The organism is Mycobacterium shimoidei, assembly GCF_900417275.1.
Taxonomy (GTDB): domain Bacteria; phylum Actinomycetota; class Actinomycetes; order Mycobacteriales; family Mycobacteriaceae; genus Mycobacterium; species Mycobacterium shimoidei.
In genome coordinates this window covers 4,406,301-4,425,095 of sequence record NZ_UEGW01000001.1, presented here as the reverse complement: position 1 = coordinate 4,425,095, position 18,795 = coordinate 4,406,301, and the positions used below count along the sequence as shown (strand labels likewise).

Sequence of the window (18,795 nt, the reverse complement as noted above, 5' to 3'; positions counted from 1 at the left end):
GATGCAGAGTGCGTAGTGCGATGGGGAGGAGCCGGACGATGAAGGGGAGTCCGGTGACGATGCAGAGCGCGCGCGATGGGGAGGAGCCGGACAATCAAGAGGAGTCGGACCCGTACGGTTGGCGGGTGAGCGCTTTCGCAACGGCCAGCGGCACCGGGTCGTGGCCCGGAACCGCCGCCCGGCAGGCGGCGAAGGTCGTGGTCGGGGAACTGGCTGGTGCGCTGGCCCACATCGTCGAGCTGCCCGGCAGGGGAGTGGGCGCCGATACGATCGGCCGCGCCGGCGCACTACTGATCGACGTGGCCATCGACACGGTGCCGCGCGGCTATCGGGTCGCGGCCCGGCCTGGCGCGGTCACCCGTCGCGCGATCAGCCTGCTCGACGAGGACATCGACGCCCTGGAAGAAGCCTGGGAGACATCGGGCCTGCGCGGCAGCGGGCGCGCGGTCAAGGTGCAAGCGCCCGGGCCCGTCACCTTGGCCGCGGAGCTGGAACTGGGCAACGGCCATCGCGCCATCACCGACCTCGGCGCGGTGCGCGACCTGGCCGCGTCACTGGCCGAAGGGGTCGCTGCACACCGCGTCGAGGTGTCGCGGCGGCTCGACACACCGGTCGTCGTGCAGTTCGACGAACCGTCGTTGCCCGCGGCGCTGGCGGGGCGGCTGACCGGGGTGACGGCATTGTCCCCGGTGCACCCGATCGACGAGGCGCTGGCCATCACACTGCTCGACAGCTGCGTGGCCGCTGTGGGCACCGAGGTGGTGGTGCATAGCTGTGCATCCGAGCTGCCATGGAAGATCTTGCAGCGCAGCAGTATTCACGCTATATCGGTGGACGCCGCGACGCTGCGCGGCGCTGATCTGGACGGTGTCGCGGAGTTCGTCGACTCCGGCCGAACCGTCATGCTGGGCGTGCTGGCAACGACCGCTCCCGCACGGCCGCCGTCGGCGGACGAGGTCGCCGGCGCCGCGGTTGCGGTGATCGACCGGCTCGGATTCGCCCGGTCGGAACTGCGGGACCGGATCGGAATCACCCCGGCCTGCGGCCTGGCCGGCGCGACGCCGGAGTGGGCCCGCACGGCCGTCGAGCTGGCGCGCAAGGCTGCGGAGATCTTCGCCCACGACCCGGACGCGATCTAAACGCAACCATTGGGTTGCGTATCCGACTCAGGCATGTTGTACTAACAGGCAACCAGGAGGTTGCATATGAATACTGATCGAATCGAAAAGCAAGTGCTGTTGCGTGCGCCGCTGGACCGGGTATGGCGGGCGATCAGCGACAGTGACCAGTTCGGACAATGGTTCGGGGCCCGCTTCGACGGACCGTTCGTGGCCGGCACGTCGGTCACCGCGACGATCACACCGACGACCGTCGACGACGAGGTTGCCAAACTTCAAGAACCACATGCCGGCACGACATCGACCTGGCAGATCGTCGCGGTTGAGCCGCGGACGAAATTGGCATACCGCTGGCATCCGTGCGCGGGCGAGCCCGATGCCGACCACGAGCCCACGACGCTGGTGGAATTCACCCTCGCCGAGACGTCCGACGGGGTGCTGCTCACCATCGTCGAGAGTGGGTTCGACGCGCTGGCTGAACCCCGACGGTCGTCGGCCTTCGAGGCCAACAGCGGTGGCTGGGGCCATCAGGTCGAACTGGTGCGAAAGTATCTGGGCGCGGAGCAACGAGTGTGACGGCGACACTCGCCGCGGCTCCGGTGTTCTATGCGCTCGGCGACCCCAACCGTCTACGCATCGTGATACGACTTTGTGACGGCGGGCCCAGTTCGACATCCCAAGTGACCCAAGCGCTTTCGGTCACCCGACAAGCGGCCACCAAGCACTTGGAGCTGCTGGAGACGGTCGGACTGGTCAGCAGCAGCCGGCGCGGTCGCGAACGCATCTGGACACTGCAGACCAAGCCGCTGACCCAGACCAGCGACTACCTGACCCAGTTGTCACGTCGCTGGGACGCCGCGATCGAGCGTTTGCGGGCATATGTCGAAGACTGAGCTGTCGGCGGGTTTCGATAGCCTGCGAAGGTGAGCTCAGCAGAAGCTGATCCGGTTCCGCCTGACGTGCGCCGGCAATGGCGCGACCTGGCCGACGAAGTACGCGAACACCAGTTCCGTTATTACGTGCGCGACGCGCCGATCATCTCCGACGCCGAGTTCGACGAACTGCTGCGGCGACTGGAAGCACTCGAGGAGCAATATCCCGAGTTGCGGACCCCCGATTCACCCACCCAGCTCGTCGGCGGCGCCGGGTTCGCCACCGACTTCGCGCCGGCCGAGCACCTGGAACGAATGTTGTCCCTGGACAACGTGTTCGGGGTCGACGAGCTCGATGCGTGGGCGGCGCGGGTGCGCGCCGAAATCGGCACCGACCCGCATTACCTGTGCGAGCTCAAGATCGACGGCGTCGCGCTGTCACTGGTGTACCGCGAGGGGCGCTTGGAGCGTGCGGCCACCCGCGGTGACGGTCGAATCGGCGAGGACGTCACGCTCAACGCCCGCACGATCGACGACATCCCGGAGCGCCTGGCCGCCACCGACGACTATCCGATTCCGGCCGTGCTCGAGGTGCGCGGTGAAGTGTTCTTCCGGCTGGCCGATTTCGAGGCGCTCAACGCCGCGCTGATCGACGACGGCAAGGCACCGTTCGCCAACCCGCGTAACAGCGCGGCGGGCTCACTGCGGCAGAAAGATCCCGCGGTGACCGCGCGCCGCAAACTGCGGATGATCTGTCACGGGGTAGGGCACACCGAGGGTTTCTCACCGCCCACCCTGCACGACGCCTACCTGGCGCTGCAGGCCTGGGGCCTGCCGGTCTCCGAGCACACCACCCGGGTGGACGGCCTGGCCGGCGTGCATGAGCGCATCACCTACTGGGGTGAGCACCGCTACGACGTCGACCACGAGATCGACGGTGTCGTCGTCAAAGTCGACGAGGTGTCGTTGCAGCGCCGGCTCGGGGCGACGTCGCGGGCGCCACGGTGGGCGATCGCCTACAAGTACCCGCCGCAGGAAGCGCAGACCAAGCTGCTCGACATCCGGGTGAACGTGGGACGGACCGGGCGGGTCACCCCGTTTGCGTTCATGACGCCGGTCAAGGTGGCCGGCTCGACGGTGGGGCTGGCCACCTTGCACAACGCCTCGGAGGTCAAGCGCAAGGGCGTGCTGATCGGCGACACCGTGGTGATCCGCAAGGCCGGCGACGTGATTCCCGAGGTGCTGGGCCCGGTCGTCGACCTGCGCGACGGTTCCGAACGCGAATTCGTCATGCCCACAGCATGTCCGGAGTGTGGCACCACGCTGGCCCCGGCCAAGGAGGGCGACGCCGACATCCGTTGCCCTAACTCGCGGTACTGCCCGGCGCAGTTGCGCGAGCGGGTGTTCTACGTCGCCAGCCGCGGCGCCTTCGACATCGAGGGGCTTGGTTACGAGGCTGCGGTCGCGCTGCTCAAAGCGCAGGTCATCAGCGACGAGGGCGACCTTTTCACGCTCACCGAGGACGACTTGCTGCGCACCGATTTGTTCCGGACCAAGACAGGTGGACTGTCAGCCAACGGTAAGCGGTTGCTGGCCAACCTGGAGAAGGCCAAAAGTCAGCCGCTGTGGCGGGTTTTGGTGGCGTTGTCGATTCGGCATGTCGGGCCGACAGCCGCCCGCGCGCTCGCCACCGAGTTCGGCAGCTTGGATGCGATCGCCTCGGCGTCGACCGAGCAGCTGGCCGCGGTCGAGGGCGTCGGGCCGACCATCGCGGCCGCCGTCACCGATTGGTTCACGGTCGACTGGCATCGCGACATCGTCGACAAATGGCGGGCCGCGGGGGTGTCGATGGCCGACGAGCGCGACACCAGCACGCCGCGCACCCTCGAAGGACTGACCATCGTCGTCACCGGCTCGCTCGCCGGCTTCTCCCGCGACGACGCCAAGGAGGCGATCGTGGCGCGCGGCGGCAAAGCGGCCGGATCGGTGTCAAAGAAGACCGACTATGTGGTCGCCGGCGACTCACCCGGATCGAAGTACGACAAGGCCGTCGAACTGGGTGTGCCGATCCTCGACGAGGACGGTTTCCGCAAGCTGTTGGAGGAAGGACCGCCGTCCTCGTCCGGGTAGTCAGTGCAGCAACGTCGCCACGATCCCGGCCAAATAACCCAGCCGCGCGACCTCTGAGGGCCGGAACTCCGGGCCGCCGGGCCGTCCGAGCAGCACCGCGGTGTCCGATGCGCCCAGCGGGGCGGCGGCCAGGGTGGTGTCCATATCGCGCCACACCTTCGGCACCCACTCGCCGGCGCCGTCCAGGGCAGTAGCCTGCGGGATCGGCATCCACGGCACGTCCTTCAGCCCGGTTTCCGGAGCGCCCGGGCTGCCGGCGACGCGCTTGATCTTGCCGTCGGTGCCGCGCAACACCGAGCACCAGCCGACCCGCAGCACCCGGGGGGCCTCGTTGACCAGCACCTTCAGCTTCGCCGTTATACCGCCGGCGGCGGCCACGCGGTCAATGAGTTCCAGTTCTCGGTGCGCTTCCAGCAGCCCGGTATGCGGTCGCAAGCTGTCCACCCGCACCCCGTTGAGGGCCTCGGCCGCGGTGATCAACGCGTCGGGCATCGCCTTCGGCGGCATTTCGACCACCAGGTCGTCGATCGCGTAGCCGGCTCCGCGCTCCACCACGTCCAGCGACAGGATGTCGGCGCCCACCGAGCCCAGCGCCACGGCCAGCGAGCCCAGGCTGCCCGGTCGGTCGGCGAGCTGGACTCGCAGCAGATATGAAGCCACGCGCATCACTTTTGCACAGCGGGCAGGCTGCGGCATTTCGACGGCCATTGGGCTGCCCATTAGGCTTTTGCCTCGTGTCCCAGATCTCCCGCGACGAGGTGGCCCACCTGGCCCGGCTGGCCCGGTTGGCATTGACCGACGCAGAATTGGACAACTTCGCCGGCCAACTCGACGCGATCTTGACCCACGTCAGCCAGATCCAGGCCGTCGACGTCACCGGGGTGGAAGCAACCGACAACCCGCTGAAGGACGTCAACGTCACCCGGCCCGACGAGATCGGGCCGTGCCTGACACAGCAACAGGCACTCGACCAGGCTCCCGAGGCCGTCGACGGCCGTTTTGCTGTCCCGCAGATCCTCGGGGAAGAGCAGTGAGCGACATCATTCGCCTCGATGCTGCGACGCTGGCCGCCAGGATCGCGTCAAAGGAGTTGTCTTCCACCGAGATCACTCAAGCTTGTCTGGACCAGATCGAGGCAACTGACCAGCACTACAACGCCTTCCTGTACGTCGCAGCCGACCAGGCGTTGGCGACGGCGGGCGCTGTCGACAAAGCGCTGGCCGCCGGCGAGCAGCCGCCGTCGCCGCTGGCCGGGGTGCCGCTGGCGCTCAAAGACGTGTTCACCAGTATCGACATGCCCACTACGTGCGGGTCGAAGATCCTCGAGGGCTGGCGTTCCCCGTACGACGCCACGGTCACCGCGCGGCTGCGTGAGGCCGGCATCCCGATCCTGGGCAAGACGAACATGGACGAGTTCGCGATGGGGTCCTCGACCGAGAACTCCGCCTACGGCCCGACCCGCAACCCGTGGGACACCGAGCGGGTACCGGGCGGTTCGGGCGGCGGCAGTGCCGCGGCGCTGGCGGCGTTTCAGGCGCCGCTGGCCATCGGCACCGACACCGGCGGCTCTATCCGCCAGCCCGCTGCACTGACTGCGACGGTCGGCGTGAAACCCACCTACGGCACGGTGTCGCGTTATGGGCTGGTGGCCTGCGCGTCGTCGCTGGATCAGGGCGGCCCATGTGCGCGCAGCGTGCTGGATACCGCGCTGTTGCACCAGGTGATCGCCGGGCACGACGCACGCGACTCCACATCGGTCCAGGCTGACGTGCCCGACGTCGTCGGCGCCGCCAAGGCCGGCGCGGCTGGCGATCTGCGCGGCGTGCGTGTCGGGGTGGTGCGCCAGCTGCACAGCGGGGAGGGCTATCAGCCCGGTGTGCTGGCGTCGTTCAACGAGGCCGTCGAGCAGCTGACCGCGCTCGGCGCCGAGGTGAGCGAAGTCGATTGTCCCCACTTCGATCACGCACTGGCGGCCTACTACCTGATCCTGCCGTCGGAGGTGTCGAGCAACCTGGCCCGCTTCGACGGGATGCGCTATGGGCTGCGGGTCGGCGACGACGGCACCCACAGCGCCGAGGAAGTCATGGCGCTGACCCGCGCTGCCGGGTTCGGGCCGGAGGTCAAGCGGCGCATCATGATCGGCACCTACGCATTGTCGGCGGGCTACTACGACGCCTACTACAACCAGGCTCAGAAGGTACGCACGCTGATCGCGCGCGACCTCGACGAGGCATACCGCTCGGTCGACGTGCTGGTGTCGCCGACCACCCCGGCCACCGCCTTCCGGCTCGGCGAGAAGGTCGACGATCCGCTGGCGATGTATCTGTTCGACTTGTGCACGCTGCCGCTGAACCTGGCGGGCCATTGCGGAATGTCGGTGCCGTCGGGCTTGTCGCCGGACAACAACCTGCCGGTGGGTCTGCAGATCATGGCGCCGGCGCTGGCGGACGACCGGCTCTACCGGGTGGGCGCGGCCTACGAGGCCGCCCGCGGCCCGCTGCCGACCGCGATCTAGGGATTTGCACGGCGAGATCGACGTCAGCGCGGAAAAATTCGACTGGACGGCCCGCTAACGTCGATCTCGGCGCCCACCACCCGGCAAGATGGGGCTATGCGGATCGGAGTTCTCACCGGAGGCGGCGACTGCCCCGGCCTCAACGCCGTCATCAGGGCGGTGGTGCGCACGTGCGACGCCCGGTACGGCTCGTCGGTGGTCGGCTTCCAGGACGGCTGGCGTGGACTTCTGGAGAACCGCCGTGTCCAACTGCACAACGACGACCGCAACGATCGGCTGCTGGCCAAGGGCGGAACCATGCTCGGCACCGCCCGCGTGCACCCGGACAAACTGCGTGCCGGGCTGGACCAGATCAAACAGACGCTGGACGACAACGGCATCGATGTGCTGATCCCGATCGGCGGCGAGGGCACGCTGACCGCTGCCCACTGGCTCTCTGAGGAAAACGTGCCCGTCGTCGGCGTACCGAAGACCATCGACAACGACATCGATTGCACCGATGTCACTTTCGGCCACGACACCGCATTGACGGTCGCCACTGAAGCCATCGACCGGTTGCACAGCACCGCCGAATCACACCAACGGGTGATGTTGGTGGAGGTGATGGGCCGGCATGCGGGCTGGATTGCGCTCAATGCCGGACTGGCCTCCGGCGCCCACATGACGCTGATCCCTGAGCAGCCCTTCGACGTCGAAGAGGTGTGCCGACTGGTCAAACGGCGCTTCCAGCGCGGTGACTCCCATTTCATCTGCGTGGTGGCCGAGGGTGCCAAACCCATGCCGGGTTCGATGACGCTGCGCGAGGGCGGGGTCGACGAATTCGGACACGAGCGGTTCACCGGGGTTGCCGCGCAACTTGCCACCGAGGTCGAGAAGCGGATCAACAAAGAGGTCCGGGTGACAGTGCTGGGCCACGTTCAGCGTGGCGGCACCCCGACCGCGTACGACCGCGTGCTGGCGACGCGGTTCGGGGTGAACGCGGCCGACGCCGCGCACGCCGGCGAATACGGCCAGATGGTCTCGCTGCGTGGCCAGGACATCGGCCGCGTGCCGCTGGCCGATGCGGTGCGCCAACTCAAGCTGGTCCCGCAGAGCCGCTACGACGACGCCGCCGCGTTCTTCGGGTGACGCTTGGCGTTTACTTGCCGGCCATTAATCTTTCACGAGATTCGTCCTGTGAACAGGGTTTTCGGCGACAAAGCTCACTGCTACCGTCAAGAGTATGAACCGCCGCGGTCGCGATCTCGGGGTCACGGGACAGCGGACAGAGCCAACCGTCCCGGCCTCACCGCACCGCTCTTCCTCCAAATCTTCCTCCAAAGCCGCGCCCCGGCCGGGAGAACGCCGCTTTCAGCCCCCCTCACCGGCAGACCTCCGTGCGACAGTTCCGGTGACAGGCATCCCCGTGCCGCCACCACCGGGCGTCACCGAACCGGTACCCATCGTCACCGAACCGGTACCCATCGTCACCGAGCCGGCACCCGTCACCGAACCGGAGCACCCGAATCCCCAGGACGCCGAGGTTTCGGCCCGACCCCGTTGGCGAGATTTATTTGCCCGGGTGCCCCGGCCCAGCCGCGGCCCCAGTAAACAGCGGGCCTACGAGCTTGGCCTGCGACAGCGGGTGAGCGCGCCGGTGGACAGCACCTTCACCATCGCCGTCGTCAACCTCAAAGGTGGTGTCGGCAAAACCGCGGTTGTCGAGGCGCTGGGCTCCACCTTCGCCGACGCCCGTGACGATCGGGTGATCGCCGTCGACGTCGACGCCGGTGACCTCATTGACCGGCATGGCCAGCGCAATTCGCTGCGTATCGCCGAGTTGCTCTCGCAGCGTTCGGTCGTGCGATACCTGGACTTGCGTGCCCAGGCCCACCGGAATAGCTCGGGGTTGGAAGTTCTCTGGCACGCTGACAGCGATCGGCCGCTGGAAGGCGACGACGTCGTGCAAGCGATCTCGCTGCTGGAGAATCGCTATTCGGTGGTGTTAGTGGATTGCGGCAAGGAGCTCAAATCGAGTGCGGCGGAAGCAGTTCTGACGAAGTCGCACGCGCTGGCCGTAGTCACCGATACCTCATTGAATGCTATTCGTCAGACACGAATTACGTTGGATTGGCTGGCTGACAACGGGTATGGCGACCTACTCAGGTCCACCATCTTGGTGATCAACCACACCGAACAACAGAAGCCGAATGCCTTGGCGGACAAGGAACTCAGGCAGTTAGTGCGGCACTTCGCCGCCAAGCGGGTCGTGGCGCTGCCGTTTGATCCTCATCTGCGCGAAGGCAAGGAGATCGTCCTGGCGCGATTGAGTAGGCAGAGCCGACACCGCTATCTGGAAATGGCTGCCGTACTGGCCGACATGTTCCCCCGCAGCGACGGCGCAAACTCAACGGGCTGAGCCGACGGAATCGCGGTAATCTGACGGCTATGGCTGCGACAGCCGAGTCGGGAATCGCCCGCAGCGGAAGCCGTGCGCCGTGAATGCCGACTTCCACGAGCAGAGCGCCGACGCCAAGCAGGCACTTGCCGGCGGATCTCCACAGCGAGTCGGATGGTTCCGGTTCTACTTTGCAGACCAGCGCTGGGAATGGTCCGAACAGGTGCAGCGGATGCACGGCTACGAGCCGGGTACGGTGACGCCGAATACCGACCTGGTGTTGTCTCACAAACACCCTGATGACCGGCATCAGGTGGCGGCCACCATCGACGAAGTACTCCAGACTCGCCAGCCGTTCAGCACCCGGCATCGCATCGTCGACACCGAGGGAACCGTGCATCAGGTTGTCGTCGTGGGCGACCAGCTCACCGACGACAGCGGCGCGGTGATCGGAACGCAGGGCTACTACGTGGATATCACCGCGGCGTCGCTGCGACTGCGCGACGACGTGATCACCGCGGAGGTCGCCGAGATCGCCGAGAAGCGTGCTGCGATCGAACAGGCGAAGGGCATGTTGATGCTGGTGTACGGCATCGACGCCGACGCGGCATTCGCTCTGCTCAAGTGGCGATCCCAAGAATCCAACGTCAAGTTGCGGCTGCTGGCCGAACAAATCACCGAGGACTTCCGCGCCATGGACGGTAGCGGTATCAAGTCGCGCGCCCCCTTCGATCATTTGCTGCTGACGGCCGACCAGCGCCTTGCCGACCGCACCGGCACCTCAGCGGAGCAGGCACAACTACGATCGACTACATGACGGTTGCTACGCCCGAACTGCTCGATTACGACGAGGTCATTGCACGCTACGAGCCGGTGCTCGGCCTGGAAGTGCACGTCGAGCTGTCCACCGCGACCAAGATGTTCTGCAGCTGCGCTACCACGTTCGGCGCCGAACCCAACACCCAGGTGTGCCCGGTGTGTCTGGGCCTGCCGGGATCGCTGCCGGTGCTCAACGAGGCCGCGGTCGAGTCGGCGATCCGGATCGGGTTGGCACTCAACTGCGAAATCGTCCCGTGGTGCCGGTTTGCCCGGAAGAACTACTTCTATCCGGACATGCCCAAGAACTACCAGATCTCGCAGTACGACGAGCCGATCGCCGTCAACGGCCACCTCAACGTGCCGCTGGAGGATGGCAGCACCTGGCGCGTCGACATCGAGCGTGCGCATATGGAGGAGGACACCGGCAAGCTGACTCACATCGGTAGCGAGACCGGCCGCATTCATGGCGCGACGACGTCGCTGATCGACTACAACCGGTCCGGAGTGCCGTTGATCGAGATCGTCACCAAGCCGATCGTGGGGGCCGGCGAGCGGGCACCGCAGATCGCCCGGGCTTACGTAACGGCACTACGGGATCTGTTGCGCGTGTTGGATGTTTCCGATGTGCGGATGGATCAGGGCTCGATGCGATGCGACGCAAACGTATCGCTCAAACCGATCGGGGCCGAGCAATTCGGCACTCGCACCGAGACCAAGAACGTCAACTCGCTGCGAAGCGTCGAGGTCGCCATTCGCTACGAGATGCAGCGGCAGGGTGCCGTTTTGGCCGCTGGCGGCCGAATCACGCAGGAGACCAGACATTTCCACGAATCGGGTTACACCAGCCCGGGGCGCAGTAAGGAAACCGCTGAGGACTACCGTTATTTCCCGGAACCCGACCTGGAGCCGGTCGCGCCCAGCCGCGAGCTCGTCGAGCGGCTACGTCAGACCATTCCTGAGCTGCCATGGTTGCGCCGCAAGCAGATTCAGCAGGAATGGGGTGTATCCGACGAGGTCATGCGCGACCTGGTCAATGCCGGCGCCGTCGACCTGGTCATGGCGACCGTCGAATATGGCGCTCCCAGTGAGGCCGCCCGCGCGTGGTGGGGCAACTTCCTGGTGCAAAAGGCCAACGAAGCAGGTGTGACGCTCGACGAACTGGCGATCACGCCCAAACAGGTCGCCGAGGTCGTGGCGCTGGTAGACGAGGGCAAGCTGTCCAACAAGCTGGCCCGCCAAGTCGTCGAGGGCGTGCTGGCCGGCGAGGGTGAACCCGAGCAGGTGATGACGGCGCGCGGACTCGCCGTGGTGCGCGACGATTCGCTGATCCAGGCCGCGGTCGACGAAGCCCTGGCCGCCAATCCCGATGTGGCCGAGAAGATTCGCGGCGGCAAGGTGCAAGCGGCCGGTGCGATCGTGGGTGCGGTGATGAAGGCGACCAAGGGTCAGGCCGACGCCGCGAGAGTGCGCGAACTGGTGCTGAAGGCCTGCAGCTAGCGGCTCAGAATAGGTCCGCCAGGGTGGCGAACTGGCTACCGTCCCAGCCTATCGACTGCGCGATAGCCTGCGCCATCTCGAGCATCGAGGCGATCGGCCCGACCATCGTGGCCGGATCCCTCAAGAACGCGCTGGCCGTCAAACTGAGTTCGCCGAGTATTCCGAGGTCGAAGGTAGTGGTGCCGCCAACTTCGATGTCGAAGCCGAGGGCGTTGAAGAACGAACCGGCCGGGCTGAACAACCCGCCCAGGTTGAGCTCGGGGGTGGTCCCCAGGATGGGGGGTATCCCGAAATCCTCGAGCAAGTTGTAGATATTGCCGTACCCCTCGAAGAACGCGTTGGTGGAATTGATGGGCATATTCAGCAGCTCGTTGAACGCCGTTTGGAGATCGCCGGTCTCGAGCGCATTGCTGATGTGGATGGTGTCTTCCAAGGTTTGTGCTATCGGGCTGAAGAAGGTGCCGAAGGATCCCCACGCGATGCCGCTGGCCGGTGACCCGATGAATTCGAGCAACGGCCGAATCTGGTCTTCCAGTTGGTCATTGCCCAGGACAAGCAGATTAAGGAGGTCAAGGGTGCCGAAGTCGATCGAGCCGAGGTCGATTGTGCCGAGGAAGCCTAGGTCGATTGAGCCCAGGTTCAGCACCAGCGGGAAGCCGTTTATCAGCCAGTTGAGCATGTCGGAATGGCCGCCCAGCGTAATTGTCGGGTCTATGTCGATACAGCCGATCGGGCTGTAGCAAACACCGACGTCGAAGCCCGTGGTAATGGGGGTGTTGCTGAGCGAGGGAAGAAGGTATGGCGCCGAGCCGATGGGGTGGAACGGCTCGAACGGCGCATTGAGCGCATGGGTCAGGTTGTTCTGGATCTCGGTCGGGATGTCACCGATGTGCGAGGGGTCGGTGAAGATGGTGTCGAGATACCCGAGCCAGTTTTCACCCACCTGCTGGAGCGCCGGGAACGGCGCACCGAGAAATGGATTCAGGATGTTGTTGGTGAAGCTGGTCGATGCGTTGGCGAAGAGCTCCTCGAACGAGACATCGTCGCTCGCGGCCAGCTGCACCTGCGGGATTTCGGATACGGACGTCACCACAGGGGTGACGGTGACCAAACTGCCGCTGGCAAACACAACGGCCGCGGTAAGCAGAGGGCGGGTGATGATGTGCATGCTCGGCTCCTTCAACGCATGCCTAATAGAGAGCTAGACCGTAACTGAGGAGCATCTGAGAAAGACGGTTTTGGCAATAAATGTTCAGGCAGGTCGGCCCCCTCCGCAGTGGAGGGGGCCGACCGCTACTGCGGGATCACTCAGAAGAGGCTGGCGAAATCGGTAGCCAGATCAGCGGCGCTGTTGGCGCCCATGTCAAACAGGGCGGCCAGCGGGTCACCGGTGCCGCTCCACCCGATGGATTCGGCGATGACCTGAGCCAGCTCCACCATCGAGCCGAGCATGCCCGGCGCCTCGCCCGGTGACAGTGTCAGGGTCACACCGGAAAGATCGATGCCCAGACCCAGAGCGTTGAACAGCGACCCGCCCTCGCTGAGCAGTCCACCCATCGCGACCTCGATCGACGAGAGCGAGACGCCCGAGAACAGGTCGGAGGGCAGCAACGGCAGCAACGCGCTGAGATCGACGTCGCCGTACCCGTTGAGGAAGGCGCCGGTGAGGCTGGCCGGAATGTTCACCAAGTCGTCGAACGCGGTCGTCAGATCCGGGGTGGCGCCGCTCAGCGCGGTCCCGATGTCGGTGATGTCATCGTTCAACGCCAGCATCGGGCTGATCAGCGGGCCCACCGCGCCGAGCAGGATGCCGCTCAGCGGTGAGGCAGCAAAATCCAGCAGCGGCTGAAGTTGGGCAGCGTTGTCGCCCTCGAACAAGGGGAGAAGCCCGAAGATGCCGTCGTGGGCAACGTCGAGGGTGCCCGGGTCCGCAGCGAACGGCGCGGCGCCCGCCGCCATGAGGTTGTCCTGAATGTCGGTGAGGACCGTCGAGATGCTGCTCGGATCGCCGATGAGGTCTTGCAGGTACCCAGCCTGGTTGACGATCTCCTGCTGCAGTACCGGGAACGGGGCGGCCGCAAACTGGTCGAAAATGCCGGTGGCGTTCGCCTGCGCAGCCTGCAAGACGTCTGCCCACTCGGTGAGCGGGTCGACGCCGGACGTCAGGTTGACGGCGCGGGTCTGCAGGTCAGGAAGGGTGGGCGACGACATTGCCATCGGGGTTGCGACGATGGCGCCGGCCCCGGCGAGTGCGATCCCCGCGGTGATCCACGGGCGGGTCGCGAGTTCCATCCAAACTCCTTCAACATGTGTATAACGGGGGGACGGCTCGCAACCTTACCGACGAGTAGCTTAGTAGTCCATTGCTTTGGGAAACAATCTTTTTTGGTGGCGGTCCGGCCGGCCGACCGCGGCGGCGGCCGTGGTCGATGGGATGGCAAATCGCTGACCCGACGGGCCCGTTCGCGCCTACGATTGAGAATGTCGGGGAGCCGTCATTGACGAACGGTGTGATCACGTGTGCTGAGTGGGGACCCTGCCGAAGTGGCGATGGCCGCGAGTTGTCACGTGTCCCGATGCGCCTCGTCCATGAGTGGGTCCATGGGTGGCCACGATGACCGACACCAACCTGATGTTGCGGGCCGACGACGTTCGGCAACGCTTGAGCGTGACCGGGGTCGTCCAGGGTGTCGGCTTTCGTCCGTTCGTGCATCGCGTAGCCACCGAACTCGGGTTGGCCGGATTTGTGGGCAACGACTCCGGTGCAGTGTTCATCGAAGTGCAGGGTCCGGCGTTTCGTATCGAGGATTTCAGGCACCGGCTGTGCGCCGAGGCACCGCCACTGGCGCGGATCGACGCCGTGTCCGTTGTCGATATCGGCGCGATAACCTTGGCCGACAAAGGTTTTCGGATCGTCGAAAGCCGGGAGGTGCCGGGAGCCGCCACGCCCATTCCGCCCGACATCGCCGTGTGTGACGACTGCGTCGTCGAACTGTTCGAACCTACCGACCGCCGATACCGGCACCCGTTCATCACCTGCACCAACTGCGGCCCGCGGTTCACCATCATCCGCGAGCTGCCCTATGACCGCCCCGCCACCACCATGTCCGCGTTCGCCATGTGTGAGCGCTGCGACGCCGAATACCACGACCCGGGCAACCGGCGGTTCCATGCTCAGCCGATCGCCTGTCCGGACTGCGGGCCGTCGCTGTCGTTTCGCTACGAATCGCAGGTGGTATGCGGAGACGACGCCGCACTGGCTGCCGCGCAACAGAGGCTGGCCGCCGGCTGCGTCGTCGCGATCAAAGGCATCGGCGGGTATCACCTGGCCTGTCTCGCCGACGATGATGCGGCGGTGCATACAGTGCGGGTCCGAAAAGCCCGTGGGGCCAAGCCGTTTGCCGTCCTGGTGCGAGATCTCGACGTCGCCCGTCGATACGCGCATATCGACGACACCGAAGCCGCCATACTGTCCAGCCCGGCACGGCCGATCGTGCTGCTGCGGCGGCGCCCCGACGCGCCGGTGGCCGACGCCGTCGCGCCCGGCAGCCCGCTGCTCGGCCTGATGCTGCCGTATTCGCCGATCCACCACCTGCTGATGAACGCTGGACCCGATGCGTTGGTGTTCACCAGCGCCAACCGGTCCGACGAGCCCATCTGCTACACCGAAAACGATGCCGCACAACGGCTTCCGTCGCTCGCCGACGCGGTGCTCGACCACAACCGCCCGATCCACGTGCCGTGCGACGACTCGGTGGTTCGCGTCGTCGATGGTCGCGAGCTGCCGATCCGCCGCTCGCGCGGCTATGCTCCGCTGCCCGTCGACCTCGGATACGGCGGCCCGCCGGTGCTGGCCGTCGGCGGCGAATTGAAGAACACGTTCTGCCTCACCGACGGCCCACGCGCGTATGTGTCTGGGCACATCGGCGATATGGCAACGCTGGAAACATTGCGGGCCTTCGAGCGTGCGGTCGGCCAGCTCAGCGAAATCCGGCTGCAGCCAATGCGATTGGCTGCAGATCTGCATCCCGGCTACCAGACCCGCGATTGGGCCGAGCGGCATGCGGATGGCCGCCCGCTCGATTTCGTCCAGCATCACCATGCCCATGTGGTGTCGCTACTGGCCGATCACGGTCGGCTCGGTGAACCGATGATCGGGGTGTCCTTCGACGGCACCGGCTACGGCTGCGACGGAACTATCTGGGGTGGCGAGATCCTTGCCCTCGGACCGGACAGCCACCGCTTCCGGCGCGTTGGCCACCTCTTACCGGTGCCGCTGCCCGGCGGCGACGCTGCGGTGCGCAACCCATGGCGGATGGCGCTCGCCCAGCTATGGCTGGCCGGTGTCGAGTGGAGTCCTGATCTCGCGCCGGTTGCGGCCGCGACATCAGCCGAATTACGGCTGGTCCGTTCACAATTAGAATCCAATGTTAATTGTGTGCCGTGTTCGAGTGTGGGCCGGCTGTTCGACGCCGTCGCCTCGCTGCTCGGTGTGCGGCACCGAATCGACTACGAGGCGCAGGCCGCCATTGAACTAGAGGTACTTGCCGACTCGGCCGCCCACAAGCCGGCGCCACTGTCCATGGTCGTGCGCGACGACGGGATCATCGACCCGATCCCAATGATCCGCACCATGGCCTCGGGACTGTCCGCTGGCATCAAACCCGCAGAGCTGGCGGCCGGATTCCATCAGGCGGTGGCGGCCGCGGTCGCCGAGGTGGTGGGCCTGGTTGCCGGCGACGTGCGGCTGGTGGGACTCACCGGCGGGGTCTTCCAGAATGTGCTGCTGCTACGGGCATGCCGTGAACTCCTGCAGCACGAGGGTTTTGAGGTGCTGACCCACCGGACCGTTCCGCCCAATGATGGCGGGCTGGCGCTCGGCCAGGCGGCGGTTTCGGTGCTGACGGCGTTGGAGGAAGGTGATTCATGTCAACGAGCACCGCGATCGACCGCGGGCTGGGCGCTGAGCTGATGGCCGATTTGGCCGCCACCGCGTTCGCCTTGGCCAAACGGTTCGCGGCCGGTGCCACGATGTGGTCGATCGCGCCGGGTTGGGAGCCGCACGCGCTTCATATCGCGGTCGAGTTCATCCATCCGGTCATCGTCGGGAAGCGCGCGTTGCCCGCGGTGGCCATCACCGGGCCCGAACTGGTCGATTTGGTTCGAGTATCGGTGCGACCGGGCGACATCGTGATTGCCGTCGCCGGCGCCGATCAGCCGGACGTGCGGGCGGTGATGCGCCGAAGCCCGGCGTGGGGCGCAACGACCGTCTGGATCGGCAACGGTGAGCGGCCCGCCGCTGGCATGGCCGATCACGTGTTGTGGATCGACGACCCGGATCCGCGCATCCCGGCGACCGGCGGCTTCGTGCTGTTCTTCCACCTGCTGTGGGAGCTGACGCACGTCTGTTTCGAGCATCCGGGCCTGCTCAAGCCGGAGTGCGACGACGACGTCTGCGTCACGTGTAGTGACGAAGGCCGGCTCGGTGAGGTGGTGGCCGCCTCGACCGACGGCACGGCCACCGTCCGCACCGCGCGCGGTGTCGAGACGATCGCCACCACCCTGGTCGACCCGGTAGCCGCGGGGGAGCTGGTGCTGGTACACGCCGGCACCGCGATCAGCCGCGTCGGCGACGATGCAGAGCGAAGCGATGAGGAGGAGCGACGCATGAATGTGATGGACGCAGATGACTGACGAACCCACCAACTTCCTCTATCCGTTCATCGACGCGCAGGAACACGATCCCCAGTCACTGCTCGCCGACCTGACCGCCTCCGCCCAGGCCAAGTCCTCGCAAAGCTTGGCGTTGCGCCGCGCCACGGTCGCGGAAAACTCCGAGTTGCTGGCGAGTGCCGCCGCGGAGATGGCGCGCCGGTTCGCCGCCGGGGGGCGGATGTTCACCTTCGGCAACGGCGGCAGCTGCACCGACTGCACCACGCTGGCCCGCTTGTTCGCCAGACCACCGATCGGCGACCCGTTGCCCGCGTGGTCGCTCACCGCCGATCAGGCGATCATCACCGCGCTCGGCAACGACGTCGGCTTCGAGCTGGTATTCGCGCGGCAGTTAATTGCCCGCGCCAAACCGGGCGACATCGCCATCGCCATGTCGACCAGCGGCAGCTCGCCCAACTTGATGGCCGCGCTGGCCGAAGCCCGCAAGCGCGACATGTACACGGTCGGTTTCGCCGGATACGACGGCGGCCAGTTCGCCAAGAGCGACGACGTCGACGCGTGCTTTGTCGTTCGCTCCCAAAGCGTGCACCGGATTCAGGAGGCCCAGGCGCTGGTCGGCTACGAGCTGTGGCGCGCGGTACACGAACAGTTGGCGCACGAACAGATGGGGGTCTGATGCCGAAATCAGCGAACGAATACCTGGCCTCGGGTCCGCGCTTCGCCGAAGGCGAGGTGATCGAACGGATCGAGACCTTCCGTCGGCGTCGGCCCCGGTTGCTCGACGAGCACGTGACACTCGCCCACGGCGCTGGCGGGAAGGCGTCGGCGGCCCTGGTCGACGCGGTGTTCATGGAGGCGTTCCGCAACCCGGTGCTGGAATGCCTGGGTGACGGCGCGGTGCTCGCCCTGCCCGGCGGCGAGCGGATGGTGATGTCCACCGATTCCTTTGTGGTGCAGCCCAGACGCTTTCCGGGCGGCTCGATCGGGCAACTCGCCGTTCATGGCACGGCAAATGACCTTGCAGTGGCCGGCGCTGTGCCGCAATGGATGTCGGCTGCCTTCGTGCTGGAAGAGGGTTTTGCGATCGCCGAGCTGAAAGAGATCGTCGCCGACATGGCGGCGGCAGCCGCGGCCACCGGGATCCAATTAGTCACCGGAGACACCAAGGTGGTGCCCAACGGCGCGGCCGACGGCGTCTTCATCACCACCACCGGCACCGGCATCATCCCTGAAGGGCGTCAGCTCTCGCCGGCTTCGGTGCGTCCCGGTGACAAGGTGCTGTTGAGCGGATCGATGGGCGATCACGGGATGGCGGTGATGCTGGCCCGCGGCGATCTGGCCATCGAAGCCGACATCCGTTCTGACACCGCTTCGGTGAGCCCGTTGGTGGAAGCATTGCTGGCCGCCGCCCCATCCACCCGCTGGCTGCGTGACCCGACTCGCGGCGGTGTCGGCACCGTCTGCAACGAACTCGCTCAGGCGTGCGGCCTGGCGGTCCTGCTGGAAGAGGACCGGCTTCCGGTCCAGCCGATGGTCAGCGGCGCGTGCGAACTGCTCGGCATCGACCCGCTCTACGTCGCCAACGAAGGCAAGTTCGTCGCCGTCGTCGCACCCGAGGAGGCGCAGGCCGCACTGGCGGTGATCCGGTCACACCCATTGGGCGCCCAGGCGGCCGTAATAGGAGAAATCATGGCGGAACCGGCCGAAACCGTCATAGTGCGAACCGGATTCGGCGGCACCCGGATTGTCGACATGCTCGTCGATGACCCGCTGCCGCGGATCTGCTGAGAGAGA

At 66.2% G+C, this 18,795-nt stretch carries 17 protein-coding genes; 14 read left to right on the top strand and 3 right to left on the bottom strand.

Annotated features, from left to right (window positions below):
• The first annotated feature begins 125 nt into the window (after nt 1–125).
• From MSP7336_RS21410 to ligA, 4 genes are all read left to right on the top strand, one after another.
• A complete protein-coding gene (locus tag MSP7336_RS21410; RefSeq protein ID WP_113965175.1) occupies nt 126–1,139 on the top strand; it encodes a uroporphyrinogen decarboxylase/cobalamine-independent methonine synthase family protein in 1,014 nt (337 codons plus the stop codon).
• A gap of 66 nt (nt 1,140–1,205) precedes the next feature.
• The gene (locus MSP7336_RS21405) at nt 1,206–1,694 is read left to right on the top strand and encodes an SRPBCC family protein (protein ID WP_069395011.1); all 489 of its coding nucleotides are present in this window, start codon (nt 1,206–1,208) and stop codon (nt 1,692–1,694) included.
• On the top strand, nt 1,691–2,011 hold the full coding sequence (locus tag MSP7336_RS21400) for an ArsR/SmtB family transcription factor (protein ID WP_069395010.1): 321 nt from the start codon (nt 1,691–1,693) through the stop codon (nt 2,009–2,011). Before MSP7336_RS21405 ends, MSP7336_RS21400 begins: the two co-directional genes overlap by 4 nt.
• 30 nt (nt 2,012–2,041) lie before the next feature.
• The gene (gene ligA / locus MSP7336_RS21395; protein ID WP_113964516.1) at nt 2,042–4,120 is read left to right on the top strand and encodes an NAD-dependent DNA ligase LigA; all 2,079 of its coding nucleotides are present in this window, start codon (nt 2,042–2,044) and stop codon (nt 4,118–4,120) included.
• Here the strand turns inward: ligA and MSP7336_RS21390 are convergent, their stop codons facing one another.
• The gene (locus MSP7336_RS21390; RefSeq protein WP_113965173.1) at nt 4,121–4,780 is read right to left on the bottom strand and encodes an ACT domain-containing protein; all 660 of its coding nucleotides are present in this window, start codon (nt 4,778–4,780) and stop codon (nt 4,121–4,123) included.
• Between the two features lie 74 nt (nt 4,781–4,854).
• Here MSP7336_RS21390 and gatC point away from each other — a divergent pair, with 74 nt between their 5' ends.
• The 6 genes from gatC to gatB all read left to right on the top strand — a co-directional run bounded on the left by gatC (nt 4,855) and on the right by gatB (nt 11,328).
• Nucleotides 4,855–5,154 (top strand): Asp-tRNA(Asn)/Glu-tRNA(Gln) amidotransferase subunit GatC, encoded by a 300-nt coding sequence (gatC, locus tag MSP7336_RS21385; RefSeq protein ID WP_069395008.1) that lies wholly within the window; start codon nt 4,855–4,857, stop codon nt 5,152–5,154.
• Nucleotides 5,151–6,635, top strand: coding sequence for an Asp-tRNA(Asn)/Glu-tRNA(Gln) amidotransferase subunit GatA (gene gatA, locus MSP7336_RS21380; protein ID WP_113964515.1), 1,485 nt, complete (start codon nt 5,151–5,153; stop codon nt 6,633–6,635). Before gatC ends, gatA begins: the two co-directional genes overlap by 4 nt.
• Nucleotides 6,636–6,731: 96 nt before the next feature.
• Nucleotides 6,732–7,763 carry an ATP-dependent 6-phosphofructokinase gene (locus tag MSP7336_RS21375; RefSeq protein ID WP_069395006.1) on the top strand — a complete coding sequence of 344 codons (1,032 nt, stop codon included), beginning with the start codon at nt 6,732–6,734 and terminating at the stop codon, nt 7,761–7,763.
• Nucleotides 7,764–8,025: 262 nt separating this feature from the next.
• On the top strand, nt 8,026–9,033 hold the full coding sequence (locus tag MSP7336_RS21370; protein ID WP_244917499.1) for a MinD/ParA family ATP-binding protein: 1,008 nt from the start codon (nt 8,026–8,028) through the stop codon (nt 9,031–9,033).
• Between the two features lie 79 nt (nt 9,034–9,112).
• A complete protein-coding gene (locus MSP7336_RS21365; RefSeq protein WP_113964514.1) occupies nt 9,113–9,829 on the top strand; it encodes a PAS and ANTAR domain-containing protein in 717 nt (238 codons plus the stop codon).
• The gene (gene gatB, locus MSP7336_RS21360; protein ID WP_113964513.1) at nt 9,826–11,328 is read left to right on the top strand and encodes an Asp-tRNA(Asn)/Glu-tRNA(Gln) amidotransferase subunit GatB; all 1,503 of its coding nucleotides are present in this window, start codon (nt 9,826–9,828) and stop codon (nt 11,326–11,328) included. Before MSP7336_RS21365 ends, gatB begins: the two co-directional genes overlap by 4 nt.
• Before the next feature lie 4 nt (nt 11,329–11,332).
• Here gatB and MSP7336_RS21355 read toward each other — a convergent pair whose 3' ends face one another.
• Both MSP7336_RS21355 and gjpA read right to left on the bottom strand, forming a co-directional pair.
• On the bottom strand, nt 11,333–12,496 hold the full coding sequence (locus MSP7336_RS21355; protein ID WP_113964512.1) for a hypothetical protein: 1,164 nt from the start codon (nt 12,494–12,496) through the stop codon (nt 11,333–11,335).
• 140 nt (nt 12,497–12,636) lie between these two features.
• Complete coding sequence (gene gjpA, locus MSP7336_RS21350) at nt 12,637–13,620, bottom strand: outer membrane porin GjpA (protein ID WP_113964511.1); 984 nt, start codon at nt 13,618–13,620, stop codon at nt 12,637–12,639.
• 322 nt (nt 13,621–13,942) lie between these two features.
• On the opposite strand from gjpA, the gene hypF reads away from it, so the two are divergent.
• The 4 genes from hypF to hypE are packed head-to-tail and all read left to right on the top strand — an operon-like array spanning nt 13,943 to nt 18,789.
• Complete coding sequence (hypF, locus tag MSP7336_RS21345; RefSeq protein WP_113965171.1) at nt 13,943–16,300, top strand: carbamoyltransferase HypF; 2,358 nt, start codon at nt 13,943–13,945, stop codon at nt 16,298–16,300.
• Nucleotides 16,255–17,022, top strand: coding sequence for a HypC/HybG/HupF family hydrogenase formation chaperone (locus tag MSP7336_RS21340; RefSeq protein WP_113964510.1), 768 nt, complete (start codon nt 16,255–16,257; stop codon nt 17,020–17,022). Before hypF ends, MSP7336_RS21340 begins: the two co-directional genes overlap by 46 nt.
• Nucleotides 17,015–17,677: a D-sedoheptulose-7-phosphate isomerase gene (locus MSP7336_RS21335; RefSeq protein WP_113964509.1), complete on the top strand. Its 663-nt coding sequence runs from the start codon at nt 17,015–17,017 to the stop codon at nt 17,675–17,677. The genes MSP7336_RS21340 and MSP7336_RS21335 overlap by 8 nt, the downstream gene beginning before the upstream one ends.
• Complete coding sequence (gene hypE / locus MSP7336_RS21330) at nt 17,677–18,789, top strand: hydrogenase expression/formation protein HypE (RefSeq protein ID WP_113964508.1); 1,113 nt, start codon at nt 17,677–17,679, stop codon at nt 18,787–18,789. Before MSP7336_RS21335 ends, hypE begins: the two co-directional genes overlap by 1 nt.
• Nucleotides 18,790–18,795: the final 6 nt, after the last annotated feature.

Bases quoted from the DNA above. Each gene is read 5' to 3' on its own strand.
- MSP7336_RS21405 (WP_069395011.1), top strand. From the start codon at position 1,206: ATGAATACTGATCGAATCGAAAAGCAAGTGCTGTTGCGTGCGCCGCTG.
- MSP7336_RS21335 (WP_113964509.1), top strand. From the start codon at position 17,015: ATGACTGACGAACCCACCAACTTCCTCTATCCGTTCATCGACGCGCAG.
- hypF (WP_113965171.1), top strand. From the start codon at position 13,943: ATGACCGACACCAACCTGATGTTGCGGGCCGACGACGTTCGGCAACGC.
- hypE (WP_113964508.1), top strand. From the start codon at position 17,677: ATGCCGAAATCAGCGAACGAATACCTGGCCTCGGGTCCGCGCTTCGCC.
- gatB (WP_113964513.1), top strand. From the start codon at position 9,826: ATGACGGTTGCTACGCCCGAACTGCTCGATTACGACGAGGTCATTGCA.
- MSP7336_RS21340 (WP_113964510.1), top strand. From the start codon at position 16,255: ATGTCAACGAGCACCGCGATCGACCGCGGGCTGGGCGCTGAGCTGATG.
- MSP7336_RS21375 (WP_069395006.1), top strand. From the start codon at position 6,732: ATGCGGATCGGAGTTCTCACCGGAGGCGGCGACTGCCCCGGCCTCAAC.
- MSP7336_RS21355 (WP_113964512.1), bottom strand. From the start codon at position 12,496: ATGCACATCATCACCCGCCCTCTGCTTACCGCGGCCGTTGTGTTTGCC.
- gjpA (WP_113964511.1), bottom strand. From the start codon at position 13,620: ATGGAACTCGCGACCCGCCCGTGGATCACCGCGGGGATCGCACTCGCC.